This window comes from Streptomyces sp. NPDC026301 (assembly GCF_055567935.1).
Genome location: NZ_JBVHPN010000001.1, coordinates 17,432 through 30,792, shown reverse-complemented (window position 1 = coordinate 30,792; position 13,361 = coordinate 17,432). Strand labels below are relative to the sequence as shown.

At 71.1% G+C, this 13,361-nt stretch carries 10 protein-coding genes and 1 pseudogene; 6 read left to right on the top strand and 5 right to left on the bottom strand.

Translation table 11 applies throughout. The features are described from left to right. Nucleotides 1-142 precede the first annotated feature (142 nt). From gntA to ACZ4MH_RS00120, 3 genes and pseudogenes are all read left to right on the top strand, one after another. Nucleotides 143-841, top strand: a complete 699-nt coding sequence (gene gntA, locus ACZ4MH_RS00130; RefSeq protein WP_351595877.1) for a guanitoxin biosynthesis heme-dependent pre-guanitoxin N-hydroxylase GntA — start codon at nt 143-145, stop codon at nt 839-841. 127 nt (nt 842-968) lie between these two features. Beyond that, nucleotides 969-2,510 carry an adenosine deaminase family protein gene (locus ACZ4MH_RS00125; protein WP_467753890.1) on the top strand — a complete coding sequence of 514 codons (1,542 nt, stop codon included), beginning with the start codon at nt 969-971 and terminating at the stop codon, nt 2,508-2,510. Between the two features lie 25 nt (nt 2,511-2,535). Further along, nucleotides 2,536-3,324, top strand: a pseudogene (locus ACZ4MH_RS00120) (cytochrome P450); the annotation flags it as partial. 480 nt (nt 3,325-3,804) lie between these two features. On the opposite strand, the gene ACZ4MH_RS00115 reads toward ACZ4MH_RS00120, so the two are convergent. The 4 genes from ACZ4MH_RS00115 to ACZ4MH_RS00100 form a co-directional block, all read right to left on the bottom strand. Next, nucleotides 3,805-4,758: a cytochrome c oxidase assembly protein gene (locus ACZ4MH_RS00115; protein WP_351595874.1), complete on the bottom strand. Its 954-nt coding sequence runs from the start codon at nt 4,756-4,758 to the stop codon at nt 3,805-3,807. A gap of 141 nt (nt 4,759-4,899) precedes the next feature. After that, complete coding sequence (locus ACZ4MH_RS00110) at nt 4,900-5,925, bottom strand: 6-phosphofructokinase (RefSeq protein ID WP_351595870.1); 1,026 nt, start codon at nt 5,923-5,925, stop codon at nt 4,900-4,902. Between the two features lie 256 nt (nt 5,926-6,181). Further along, on the bottom strand, nt 6,182-6,910 hold the full coding sequence (locus ACZ4MH_RS00105) for a type 1 glutamine amidotransferase (RefSeq protein WP_351595867.1): 729 nt from the start codon (nt 6,908-6,910) through the stop codon (nt 6,182-6,184). 31 nt (nt 6,911-6,941) lie between these two features. Further along, the gene (locus ACZ4MH_RS00100) at nt 6,942-8,180 is read right to left on the bottom strand and encodes a MurT ligase domain-containing protein (protein WP_351595864.1); all 1,239 of its coding nucleotides are present in this window, start codon (nt 8,178-8,180) and stop codon (nt 6,942-6,944) included. Nucleotides 8,181-8,658: 478 nt separating this feature from the next. Between ACZ4MH_RS00100 and def the strand changes: the two genes are divergently transcribed. Then, nucleotides 8,659-9,213, top strand: coding sequence for a peptide deformylase (gene def, locus ACZ4MH_RS00095; RefSeq protein ID WP_351595861.1), 555 nt, complete (start codon nt 8,659-8,661; stop codon nt 9,211-9,213). 125 nt (nt 9,214-9,338) lie between these two features. On the opposite strand, the gene ACZ4MH_RS00090 is transcribed toward def, so the two are convergent. Continuing rightward, nucleotides 9,339-9,980, bottom strand: coding sequence for a TetR/AcrR family transcriptional regulator (locus ACZ4MH_RS00090; RefSeq protein ID WP_351595858.1), 642 nt, complete (start codon nt 9,978-9,980; stop codon nt 9,339-9,341). 152 nt (nt 9,981-10,132) lie between these two features. Between ACZ4MH_RS00090 and ACZ4MH_RS00085 the strand changes: the two genes are divergently transcribed. Beyond that, nucleotides 10,133-11,362 (top strand): acyl-CoA dehydrogenase family protein, encoded by a 1,230-nt coding sequence (locus ACZ4MH_RS00085; protein ID WP_351595855.1) that lies wholly within the window; start codon nt 10,133-10,135, stop codon nt 11,360-11,362. A 270-nt stretch (nt 11,363-11,632) separates the two neighbouring features. Next, a complete protein-coding gene (locus ACZ4MH_RS00080; protein ID WP_351595852.1) occupies nt 11,633-13,114 on the top strand; it encodes a pentapeptide repeat-containing protein in 1,482 nt (493 codons plus the stop codon). The last annotated feature ends 247 nt before the right edge of the window (nt 13,115-13,361 follow it).

Sequence of the window (13,361 nt, the reverse complement as noted above, 5' to 3'; positions counted from 1 at the left end):
CGATTGCAGGGGGATGCGGGCGATTCGTCATCGCGCGTTCCGCCGCGGATTTTCTTTGACCGGCCTTCGGCCGTCACAATCAGCCAGGCACACCGGAACGATCTCCCTGTGAGGAGGCACGTAATTGGAAGGAAGGCTGGCCATGACGGCGGATGCGCGTGGCGAGGTCGAGGAGTTCATCCTGGGGGAGCGGTTCTCCTGCCTGGCGGGCCGGTCGGCCTGGCGCCGGGGCGGGATCACCCACCGGCACTACGACCGGATGGGGAGTACGGAAGCCGCCCGGCTGATGGCGCTCGACCTCGCGGAATTCGTCGGCGCGGCGGACTGGAGCCCCCGGACGTTCACCAGCTTCATCGCGACGTTCGAGCAACCTCGCGGAGTCGATGAGCTGCGGTTCGAAGAGCTTCTCTGGGAGCAGCTGCAACTGCTCCACGAGCAGGACGCGGAATCCCATCGCTGGGCCGACGGCTACTCGTCCGATCCCCAGTCCGGGCAGTTCGCGTTCAGCGTCGCCGGCCATCCCTTCTTCGTGATCGGTCTGCACGAGACGCACCGCCGCTGGGGCCGCCGGCCTCCCTTCCCCATGCTGGCCTTCAACTCCCACGAGCAGTTCGACCTCATCAAGGGCGCCGGCATGTGGGACCGGCTGGCGGACAAGATACGCAAGCAGGACATCAAGCTGCAGGGGGACATCAACCCCAACCTGTACGAGTACGAGCAGCTCTCCGAGGCCCGCCGCTACTCCGGCCGCCCCAAGCCCGCCGACTGGCAGTGCCCCTTCGCCGCCCGGGAAGCCGAGCGGCAGCTGGAGACGGTCTCCGGGGCGTACTCGGGGGCATAAGAGCCCGGACCGCACCGGCACAGCCACCGGGCCGCCGGGCCCGTGGCTGTGCCGACCGGGTGGCCTTGGCCGGATCTCGGCCTGTCAGGTCGCACCCGGCCACCCCGCATGCCGAAGATGCACCGTGATCTTCGGCACCCGGCTCCGCAGGAGCGCTTCCGCACCCCGTCCCAAGCCCGGCCTGCGCGCCGTACTGGCCCTCCTGGGCGCCGCCTCCCTGGGCGCGGCGGCCCTGCCCGCCGTACCGGACGCCGCCGCGACACCGCCACCGGCCGGCCGTCCCGCGACCCCCGCCGAGCAGCGCGTCGACGCACGCCTGGACGCCATCCGGCACCACCCACAGGCGCTGCGCGCGTTCATGCAGGCCCTGCCCAAGGGCGGTGACCTGCACAACCACCTCTCCGGCGCGGTCTCCACCGAGCTGCTCGTCCGCCTCGCCGCGCAGGACGGACTGTGCATCGACCGGACCGACACGGCCCTGCCGCCGCCGTGCCGGGCCGGCACCCGGTCCGCCGCCGACACCCGTACCGACCCCGCCTTCCGGCAGCGGCTGATCCGCGCCTGGTCGATGCAGGACCTCCCGCCCGGCGAATCCGGCCACGACCACTTCTTCGCCGCCTTCGGCAAATTCGGCGAGGTCACCAAGCGGCACACCGGTGAACTGCTGGCCGACGTGGCCGGCACCGCGGCCGCCAACCACCAGTCGTACCTGGAGACCATGGTCAGCCCGGCCGGGGCCGCCGCGCGCCGGCTGGCCGCAGACGTCGGGTACGACGCCGACCTCGCCCGGATGCACCGCGCGCTGCTGGCCGGCGGCAAGCTGGACCAAGTGGTGCGCGACGCCCGCCAGGAGGCCGACCGCGCCACGGCCGACTTCCGCCGCACCGCACACTGCGACACCGCCACCCCGGCGCCCGCCTGCCGCGTCACGTACCGCTTCATCTCCCAGGGCACCCGGTCCGCCGCACCCGAGCAGGTCTTCACGCAGCTCGCGCTCGGCATGCGGCTGGCCGAGCACGACCGGCGGTTCGTCGCGGTCAACCTCGTCGCCCCGGAGGACGGCGCCGTCGCCCTGCGCGACTACCGGCTCCACATGCGGATGCTGGACTACCTGCACGGCGTCTACCCCCACGCGCACATCACCCTGCACGCCGGCGAACTCACACCCGGCCTGGTCAAGCCCGCCGACCTGCGCTTCCACATCCGCGAAGCCGTACACACCGGCCACGCCGAGCGCATCGGCCACGGCGTGGACCTGGCACACGAGGACGACGCCGAAGAACTGCTGCGCACCATGGCCCACCACCACATCGCCCTCGAATCACCCCTGACGAGCAACGCCCAGATCCTCGGCGTCAGCGGGGACGCCCACCCCTTCCAGCGCTACCGCCGGGCCGGCGTACCGGTGACCCTCGCCACCGACGACCCCGGGATCTCCCGCACCGACATCAGCCACGAGTACCAGCGCGCCGCGACCACGTACGACCTGAGCTACCCCGAACTGAAGGACCTCGCCCGGACCTCGCTGGAACAGGCATTCCTGCCGGGCCCCGACCTCACCGCCACCCCCAGGACCGGCACCACGATCGGCCTCAAGGCGCGCCTGCAGTGGCGGCTGGAGAGCGCCTTCCACCGCTTCGAACAGCGCGTACTCCGCGGTACGGCCTGACGGCCCCCTGGCCCCCGGAGACCCCATGCCCCCGCCCTCCGTCCCCCTCAAGCCCGTACCCGGACCCCGCGGCCTGCCCCTCCTCGGCAACCTCCCGGCCTTCGGCAGGGACCCCCTGGGCTTCCTCGTACGGCTGCGTGACGAGTTCGGCGACGCGGTGACCTGGTCCCTCGGGCCGCGGCGCAGCCTGTTCCTCTTCCACCCCGCGCACATCGCCGAATTCCTGGCCGCCAGAGAGCGCACCTTCGAGCTCCTGGAGATCGGCTGGGCCTTCAAACAGCTCACCGGCCAGAGCCTCATCCTCAGCAAGGGCGGCGACTGGCGCCGCAAACGGTCCCTCGTCCAGCCCACCGTCCGCCCCCGCCAGGTACGCGGCTACGCCTCCGCCATGGTCGAGTGCGCGCAGGACGCGGCCGGGCAGTGGCGGGACGGCGACCGCATCGACGTACGCCACCAGATGGCGCTGCTCACCCAGCGCATCGTCCTGCGCACCCTGTTCGGCAACGACCTCGGCGACCGGACCGGGGAACTCAGCGAGGCGATGGCCGTCGCCGAACACCACATCGGCGCCGAACTGCGGAACATGACCCTCTTCCTGCCGGGCTGGATCCGCACCCCGGGCCGGCGCCGCCTGCTCCGGGCCATCGCCACCATCGACGCCGAGGTGCACCGGCTGATCCGCGCGCGGCAGCGGCGCGGCGACACCGAGGACCGCGACGACCTGCTGAGCAGGCTCCTGGCGGCCCGCGACGAAGCGGGCCGGCCGCTGACCGCCGCTGAGGTGCGCGACGAGGCCGCCACCCTGTGGGCCGCCGGGCACGAGACGCTTCGCCCAGGTCGAGGCCGCACTCCTGCTCGCCACCCTCGCCCAGCGGTGCCACCTCGACGTGGCACCCGCCGACCCGGACCCACGCGTCGGCCTGCTGCTCCAGCCGGCCGCGCCCTTGCAGGCGACCGTGCGGCGCCTCCGATCCCTCCCGTAGGCGGGGAGGCGGTCACCACCGCTTCCCGGCCACCACCCCGACCGTCACCAGGGCCAGCACCACCCACGCGAACCAGAGCCAACCGCTGCTGCCCACCGCCACCGTGTACGCCGTGGCCAGGATCAGCCCGCCCACCGTGCACCCTGCCATCGCCTTAGCCGATCCGGGCATCCTGGCATCCTCCTCACGGCGGCCCGTACGGGGATATGCCACGGGCCGCGGCCTTGGGGACATGTTCCCCGGCCGCGGCCCGCACCGCCAGCTTTCGCCGGATTCCGCCTCGCCCGCCCGACTCCCGGACCGAGTCCGCGTCAGCCCTGGCCGCGCGCGTTCAGCGACGCGAGATAGGCGTTGTACGCCGCCAGCTCCTTGTCGCCGTCCCGGTCGGCGGCCCGGTCCATCCGTACCGACTGCCGCTTCTCCGTCGTGTACCACTGGAAGACCAGCGCGATCAGCACCAGCACCGACGGGATCTCACTGAAGGCCCAGGCGATGCCGCCCGCCGCCTGCTGATCCGCGAGCGCGTCGACGCCCAGCGAGGCCGGCGGGTGCTGGAACGTCTTCACCATCGTCTCCGACGCCATCATCAGCGCGATGCCGAAGAACGCGTGGAACGGCATGCCCGCGAACAGCTCCAGCATCCGCATCACATAGCCGGGACGGTGCGGACCCGGATCCACACCCATGATCGGCCAGAAGAACACCAGCCCCACGGCCAGGAAGTGCACCATCATCGCGATGTGCCCGGTCCGCGACTCCATCAGGAAGTCGAAGAGCGGCGTGAAGTAGAGCGCGTACAGGCTCGCGATGAACAGCGGGATCGTGAACGCCGGATGCGTGATGATCCGCATGTACCGACTGTGCAGCAACGCCACCAGCAGCTCGCGCGGGCCCTTGCGGCCGCGGCCCGCGGTCGGCAGCGCCCGCAGCGTCAGCGTCACCGGCGCGCCGAGCAGCAGCAGAATCGGCGACAACATGCTGATCACCATGTGCTGCACCATGTGCACGCTGAACATGGCCATGCCGTAGTCGTTCAGCTTCGTGCACATCACCAGGGCGACCGTCAGCACGCCCACGACCCAGGCCACGATCCGGCTCACCGGCCAGCTGTCGCCGCGCCGCCGCAGCCGCACCACGGCCCAGCCGTACAGCGCCAGCCCCAGCAGGCATCCGACGAGGAAGAAGGCGTCGCCGCCGAACTCCAACCCGCGCCCCAGCGTGAACGGCGGCAGATCCATCATCATGCCGTGCCCGCTGTGATCCATCCGCTCGCTCCTGATTCGCACCAATGCTCCGCGACCAGCCTAGAGCCGCCCCCGGCACGGACGGTGACCGGGGGCGGCTCCTGAGCGCTGTGCCGTACGCGGTGCGGCGAGAGCCCGAGCGCCGTGTCGTACGCGGTGCGACTACAGCACGCACTCCACCTCGTCGTACCGGTCGCCCGGCACGGTCTTCAGCGTCTCGACGGCCTCCGCCAGCGGCACCAGCGTGATGTCCGTACCGCGCAGCGCGGTCATCATCCCGAAGTCGCCGCGGTGCGCCGCCTCCACCGCGTGCCACCCGAAGCGGGTCGCGAGCACGCGGTCGTACGCGGTCGGAGTGCCGCCGCGCTGCACGTGGCCCAGGATCACCGCGCGGGCCTCCTTGCCGAGCCGGTCCTCCAGCTCGACGGCCAGCTGCCGGGCGACGCCCGCGAAGCGCTCGTGCCCGTACGCGTCCTTGCCGCCGACCTCGAAGTCCATCGAGCCGGCCTGCGGCTTCGCGCCCTCCGCCACGACGACGATCGCGAACTTCTTGCCCGCGTCGAAGCGCGCCGCGACCCGCTCCGACAGCTCGTCGATGTCGAAGGGGCGCTCGGGCACGACGATGGCGTGCGCGCCGGCCGCCATGCCCGAGTGCAGCGCGATCCAGCCGGTGTGCCGGCCCATGACCTCGACGATCAGCACCCGCTGGTGCGACTCGGCGGTGGTCTTGAGCCGGTCCAGCGCCTCGGTCGCCACGCCGACCGCCGTGTCGAACCCGAAGGTCAGATCGGTCGACGAGATGTCGTTGTCGATGGTCTTCGGCACGCCGACGATCGGCAGCCCGGCGTCCGACAGCAGCCGGGCCGCCTTCAGCGTGCCCTCGCCGCCGATCGGGATGATCGCGTCCAGACCGAGGTCGGCGACGTGGCCGCGGGCCCGCTCGACGCCGTCCCGCAGATGCGCGGGCTGCACGCGCGAGGAGCCGAGGATGGTGCCGCCACGGGCCAGGATGCCGCCGACCGCGTCCAGGTCGAGCTTGCGGTAGTCGCACTCCAGCAGGCCGCGCCAGCCGTCGCGGAAGCCGATGACGTCATCGCCGTGGTCGGCGACGGCGCGGTGCACGACGGAGCGGATGACGGCGTTCAGACCGGGGCAGTCGCCTCCGGAGGTGAGTACACCAATACGCATTGCTCGTAGAACCTCTGCAACTCAACCGGATGACCGGACCCCGTCGTCCGGTTGGGATGTCGTCACCCTACAAGCGCGCGGCACATGAACGCGCGCGTGCCCGCAGTGCGGGACTGCGGGCACGCAAAAACGCTGTTATCCGGCCAAGCCGTTACGGGCACATCGACGGCTCCCCGATCGTTACCCCTGTATCAAGGGGGGCCCAAGTGGCGGAACGTCACGGCGGCCGACGTGCTCATGCCGGCCGCCGTGACAGTCACGCCGGCTGCGTAGCCGCCGCGATGCGCTCCTGGCGCAGCGCCTCGTACCAGTGGTCGCTCACCGGCGGCAGCGCGTTGACGTCCAGCGCCAGCTTGATCAGCAGGTCGGCGATGTGCGGGTTACGGGCCATCACGGGCCCGTGCATGTACGTACCGAAGACGGTGTCGTTCCACGCGCCCTCGTAGCCGTCCCCCACGCCGTTGCCGTTGCCGAATCGTACCTTCGCGAACGGGCGGGCGGTCTGCCCGAGGTGGGTGACGCCCTGGTGGTTCTCGAAGCCGGTCAGCGGCGGGAGGTTGAGCTCCGGGTCGATGTCGCCCAGTACGTCACCGACGCACCGCTCGCCCTCACCGCGGGTGCTCACCACGTCCAGCAGCCCGAGCCCCTGCTCGCGCTCGCCCAGGTCGTTGATGAACTCGTGGCCCAGGATCTGGTAACCGGCGCACACCGAGAAGACGATCGCGCCATTGGCGACCGCCCGGTTCAGACCGCCGTCCCGGCGCAGCCGCTCGGCCGCGAGCCGCTGCGGCCGGTCCTCGCCGCCGCCGATCAGGTAGATGTCGCCCGAGGTGGGGATCGGCTGGTCGGAGCGGACGTCCAGGCGCTGGACGTCGAGGCGGCGCTGCCGCGCCCGGCGCTCCACCACCAGTGCGTTGCCCTGGTCCCCGTACGTGCTCAGCAGGTCCGGGTAGATCCACACCAGACGCAGGCTGTTGTCACTCATGCTTGCTCGTCCTTGTCCGTTGCGGATCGGGTCAGTTGCCCACGCGGCGGCGCAGGTCCTGGAAGGCGGTGTAGTTGGCGATGACCTCGATACGCCCCGGCGGTGCCTTCCGTACGGCCTCGTCGGCGTCCTCGCACACCTGGAACTCCAGGCCCGCGACCTCCAGCCGGACCGCGAGGTCCAGCTTGCGGTCGCCGATCACGAAGATCGGGTGGCCGGCGAGCCGGGTGTAGTCGACGTCCCAGAGCCAGGAGGTGTCCGTACCGTCGGCGCCGCGGGCGTTGACGGACAGGATCACCGGCGTCGGCGGCGGGTCGATCAGCGAGAACGTCTCCAGCCAGCCGGCCGGGTTCTTCGCCAGCAGCAGCCGCAGCTCGCGGTCGAGGAAGGAGACCACGTCGTACCGGCCCGCGACCGCCTGGACGGAGTACATCCGCTCCAGGGCGACCTGCGGGGGCACGCCGAAGGCGGCGGCCACCGCGGCCGAGGTCGTGGCGTTGGCCTTGTTCGCGCGGCCGGGCAGCTGGAGCTTGATCGGCCAGGCCGAACCGTGCGGGTCCAGCACGTGGTCGCCGGAGAGCGCCCAGCTCGGCGTCGGGCGGCGGAAGCCGCACTCGCCGCAGAACCAGTCGTCGCCGGGGCGCTGCATCACGCCGCCGCACGACGGGCAGGACCAGGCGTCGTCCTTCCACTCCTGGCCCGCCGCGACCCATACGACATTGGCGGACGAGGAGGCCGCCCAGACGATCAGCGGGTCATCCGCGTTGGCGACGACGAGCGCCTTGGAACCGGCCAGCCCCTCGCGCCACTGCTCCGCCAGCATGCGGGTCTCGGCGGCGCGGTCGAGCTGGTCACGCGAAAGGTTGAGCAGCGCGATGGCCTTGGGGGTGACGTCGCGGGCGACGCCGGCGAGGTACTTCTCGTCGACCTCGATGACGCCGTACCGCGCGTCCGAACCCCCGGCCAGCGCCGAGGTGATGCCGGCCGGCATGTTCGCGCCGAGCGCGTTGGAGACGACGGGGCCGCTGGCCCGCAGCGCCTCCGCGATCAGCCGGGTCGTGGTGGTCTTGCCGTTGGTCGCGGACACCAGGACCACGTCCAGGTGCTGGGCGAGCCGGGCCAGCAGGTCGGGGTCGAGCCTGAGCGCGACCTTGCCACCGATCACCGATCCGCTGCCGCGGCCCACCGCGCGCGACGCCGCCGCCGCGGCCCTGCCCGCCGTCACGGCCAGCTTGGCCCGCGGCGACAGCGGGTCCGTGTTGCCTGCCATCGTCCTAGATCCTCCTTGCATCCGGCGCCCTCCTGCCCCCGGGGCCGCCGGTGGAACGCCCCTCCGTACCGGCCCGGCCGGCCGGGAGGCTGTGGTTGGGGATCAGCCTATCGATTTCCGCGCCGGGGCCCGAACCAGACCACCCGTGAGGGGGGTGTGGAGGTGACGTTTCGGCTCTCGGGCCCCCCTTGTACTGGGGAACGCTCGAGCGGCTGATGTGGTGCCCGGTAGTGGTGGATGTGGTGCTCGGTAGCGGCTGATGTGGTGCCCGTAGTGGTTGATGTGACGTCCGGCAGTGGTTGATGTGGTGCCCGGTCCGCCGCCGTACAGGGCTGCCGTACGGGGTTGCCGTACAGCGCCGCTGCACCGGGAGCGACGACCGGGCCGGCGCCCGGCGCCCGGCGATCCGGCGGGCCGGCCGGGCCGCTGCCCGGACCGCAACGCCGCTGGTCGTCGGCCGGAACGTACTCTTGCCCCCATGCGACACCGCTCCATCCCCGGCAGTTCCGGCCGCGTCCGCCCCATGCGGCTGCTCGGCGACCCGACCCTGCACGCGCCGTGCGAGGAGGTCACCGACTTCGGGCCGGCGCTGGCGCGGCTCGTGGAGGACATGTTCGCGACGATGTACGCGGCGCGGGGTGTCGGCCTCGCCGCGAACCAGATCGGCGTCGCGCAGCGGGTGTTCGTCTACGACTGCCCGGACGACGAGGACGTCCGCCACCTCGGACACGTGGTCAACCCCCGGCTCGTGGCGGTGGACGGCGAGGTCCTGCGCGGCCCCGAGGGCTGCCTGTCGCTGCCCGGGATCGAATCCGGTACGCCGCGCCACGACGAGGCGGTGGTCGAGGGCGTCACGGTGGACGGGGAGCCGCGCCGGATCTCCGGTACCGGCTTCTTCGCCCGCTGCCTGCAGCACGAATGCGACCACTTGGACGGCGGCCTGTACGTCGACCACCTCACCGGCCTGCGCCGCCGCCGCGCACTGCGGGCTGCCGCGAAGGCACCGTGGGCGGGCCGGACGGTGGCGGGCTAGCGGGTACTGCCCGTACTGCCGTGGTTCAGAACCCCGGGCGGGTCGGGCACCACCTCAGCCACTCGAGCGTTCCCCAGTACAAGGGGGGCCGGAAGGCGAAACGTCACCTCCGGCCCGGCCCGGGCCTAGAACCCCGGGCCGCCCGGGCGGTCGCCCGCCGCTGCGAGTCGGCCCCACAGCAGGTCCGCGAGATGCTGTACCAATTGCGCTCGCGAACACGGCTGCTCGCGCAGCCACCAGTCGCCGGCCGCGTGCATCATCCCGACGATGCCATGGCCCCACACCCGCGCCAGCTCGTCGCCGACCGGCCCCAGGTCCACCCGCTCGGCGATGACCTGCGCGAGCTCCTCGCCCATCCGCCGCAGCAGGGGAGCGGAGTGCCGGCCGACGTCGAAACCGCTGTCCGGCGTCTGGCCCTCGTCGGACGGATGCATCAGGAAGCGGTAGACCTGCGGCCTGGCCTCGATGGCCGAGAGGTAGGTGTCGAGCGTGGCCTCGACCCGCTCCCTTCGTGCCACGGGGGAGTCCAGCGCGGCCCGCAGGCCGGCGAGGAGAGCGTCGGTGTGGCGTACGGCGAGTGCGCGGTAGAGGCCGCCCTTGTCGCCGAAGTGCCGGTAGAGGATCGGCTTGGTGATCCCGGCCTCGGCCGCGATCGCGTTCATCGACGCCTCGGGGCCGTCCCGGAGGACCACGCGGTCCGCGGCCTCCAGCAGCTCGCGTCGTCGGCGCTCACTGGCTGTGCGGCGGCTCTCCTGTGTCATTTCCATCGTCCGGCTCCCCGCCCTGTGGTGACTTCGTGCTGTTCGCGCAACGTAACACCCTGTCCATTGGGCGGGAGATATCGGTCGCTGAGGTTGACAGTGCTTACTCGTGAGTAACAGACTGCTGTTACCGCAAGTAACGCACTGCTGGAGGGGTCATGGCCGAGTTCATCATGGAACTCAACGACGAGCAGAAGGAAGTCCGGGACTGGATCCATGGATTCGCCGCGGACGTCATGCGCCCCGCCGCCGCCGAGTGGGACGAGCGCGAGGAGACCCCCTGGCCGGTGATCCAGGAAGCGGCCAAGATCGGAATCTACTCGCTCGACTTCTACGCCCAGCAGTACTTCGACCCCACGGGCCTCGGCATCCCCATGGCCATGGAGGAGCTGTTCTGGGGCGACGCGGGCATCGCCCTGTCGATCGTCGGCACCGGCCTGGCCGCCGTCGGCGTCCTCGCCAACGGTACCGAGGAGCAGATCGGCACCTGGATCCCGCAGATGTACGGCGATGTGAACGACGTCAAGGTCGCCGCCTTCTGCTCCTCCGAGCCCGACGCCGGCTCGGACGTCGCCTCGATGCGGACCCGGGCCGTCTACGACGAGGCCAAGGACGAGTGGGTGCTGAACGGCACCAAGACCTGGGCGACCAACGGCGGCATCGCCAACGTCCACGTCGTCGTCGCGGTCGTCGACCCGGAGCTGGGCTCCAAGGGCCACGCCTCCTTCATCATCCCGCCGGGCACCCCCGGCCTCGCCCAGGGCCAGAAGTTCCAGAAGCACGGCATCCGCGCCTCGCACACCGCCGAGGTCGTCCTGGAGGACGTCCGCGTCCCCGGCAGCTGCCTGCTCGGCGGCAAGGAGAAGCTGGACGAGCGCATGGCCCGCGCCCGCGAGCGCGCCAAGGCGGGCGGCGGCGAGCGAGTGAAGAACGCCGCGATGGCGACCTTCGAGGCGTCCCGCCCGGCCGTCGGTGCGATGGCGGTCGGCACCGCCCGCGCCGCGTATGAGGAAGCGCTCGAATACGCCAAGACCCGCGAGCAGTTCGGCCGCCCGATCATCGACAACCAGGGCGTCGCCTTCCAGCTCGCCGACATGCGTACGTCGATCGACGCGGCCCGGCTGCTGGTCTGGCGCGCCTCCTGGATGGCGGTCAACGGCAAGCCCTTCACCGCCGCCGAGGGCTCCCAGTCCAAGCTCTTCGCGAGTGAGACCGCAAAGAAGGTCACGGGTCAGGCCATTCAGATCCTGGGCGGCAATGGCTTCACCCGCGAGTACCCCGTCGAGCGCATGCACAGGGATGCCGCGATCTACACGATCTTCGAGGGTACGAGCGAGATCCAGCGCCTGGTGATCGCACGGACGCTGGCGGGCATGCCGATCCGCTGACGCTTCTCGCAACGGGCCGGTACGCAACGTGCGCTGCGTACCGGCCCGTTGCGCTGTGGTGGCCGTGCTGATCGGATCACCGGCATGGACACGACTCCGACTCCGACTCCACCGGATTGGGATCTCTGCCGGTTCGGGGCCTCCGCGGACGATCCGGTCGGATGCCGGGGCAGCCGGGCGGGCGCCCGGTGCCTCGCACATCTCGAACCCGCCGAGCGCGAGGCGTACTTGGCGGGTCTGGGGCCCGGTTCCGATCTGGACTGTCGCGGGGTGACGTTGCCCCCCTGGCTGTTCGCGGACTTACTGGGCCGCTTGGGCGGCGACGACGGGCGGCCCGTCGTGGGCTCCGCGTCCTTTCACCGGGCGCGTTTCCCGGAAACCGTGGATTTCGCGGGAGCCCGCTTCCGTGATGATGCGGTATTCGAAGGGGCGCGCTTCGACTCCGGCGTCACCCTCGACGGGGCAAGGTTCGAGAAAGGTGCCTGGTTCAACGGGTCCCGCTTTTCTCGTATCGCTTCGTTCGGGGGAGTGAGTTTCGCCGAGGACGCGGGGTTCGAAGGCACGGAATTCGACGGTGCGGCGTGGTTCGGCGGATGCCGGTTCGACGGCATGGCGTGGTTCGGCAATGCGGTGTTCCGGCGCGATGTGAGCTTTATGCGGGCGGTCTTCGCGGCGTCCTGGCGAGGGCCTGTGATATGCCGGGAAACGCTTCGGCTGACCGATGCAGAATTCCGTAACGCCCTGCAGATTTCCGTGCTGGCGGCGGGGATCGATGCCCGTTCCGCGCTTTTCGAGGGGGCCGTCGCGCTGCGCGCACGATGGGCGACAATCGACCTCACCGATGCCGTACTGCTGTTCCCGAGCTCGGTGGCGACCGACCTCTCCACGCCTCGCCGCCCCGGCGAAGAGCCCCTCTCTGCCGCCCACGACATCGAGGTCTCCATTGCCTCGATCCGCGGAGTCGACGCCGCCATGCTGCTGCTCAGCGACGTGGATCTGACCCATTGCCGTTTCTCCGGCGCACACCACCTCGACCAGCTGAGATTCGAAGGGAAATGGCGGCTCTCCGCCGCGCCCCGAGGCGTCCAGTGGGGCCGGGGAATTCCCCGCTGGTGCACCAAGCGCCAGATCATCGAGGAAGAGCGGCAATGGCGCACGCTGCCCCGTCGCCGCCATGCGGCGCGGCACGCCTGGGGCGATCCGCCGGAGTCGCCGGACGGCGTACCGGGACTCGCCACGCTCACCACGACCTACCGCCAGCTCCGTAAAGCACGCGAGGACGCGAAGGACGAGCCGGGCGCGGCGGATTTCTATTACGGCGAAATGGAGATGCGCCGGTACAGTCACGGGCGGCGCAAGGCGGAGCGCTGGCTGCTGCAGGCGTACTGGCTGCTCTCCGGGTACGGCCTGCGGGCCTCCCGCGCCCTCGTCGGGCTCGGCCTCGCGATGGCGGCCACGGTCGTGCTGATGATGGCGTACGGCCTGCCGGACACGCCCGCGCGCGACTATCCGGCGAGCGCCGGCGTCATCGGGAAACGGCATCCGGAGCTCCAGCGGCCCTTTCTGGACCGGTTCACGGGGGAGCGCGCGGAGAAGGCCGCCGACGTGGTCATCCACTCCGTGGTCTTCCGCGCCAGTGGGCAGAATCTGACCACCGCCGGTACGTACATCGAGATGGTGTCCCGCCTTTCCGAGCCGGCCCTCCTCGGCCTCGCGGTGCTCGCCGTCCGCGGCCGCATCAAGCGCGGCTGACCCTCCCGCGCCGCCGCCCGACGCCCGCCGCCCTCCCTCCCACGCCCTCCCCGGCCCAGTAGCCGAGGAGGGCGTCGTGCTGTCCGGTCGCGCCCCGGCTGAAGGACGCACCTCGGCTGAAGGGCGCGGTCCGGTCTTGACGGCTGCCGCGTCTCGCTCTACTTTCGTCTTCCATAAAGCAAAACAACTTTTCCAAGATACGGAAAACGTCACTTCCGGGCCTCACGCCGGAACGTGTCCGCTTCCT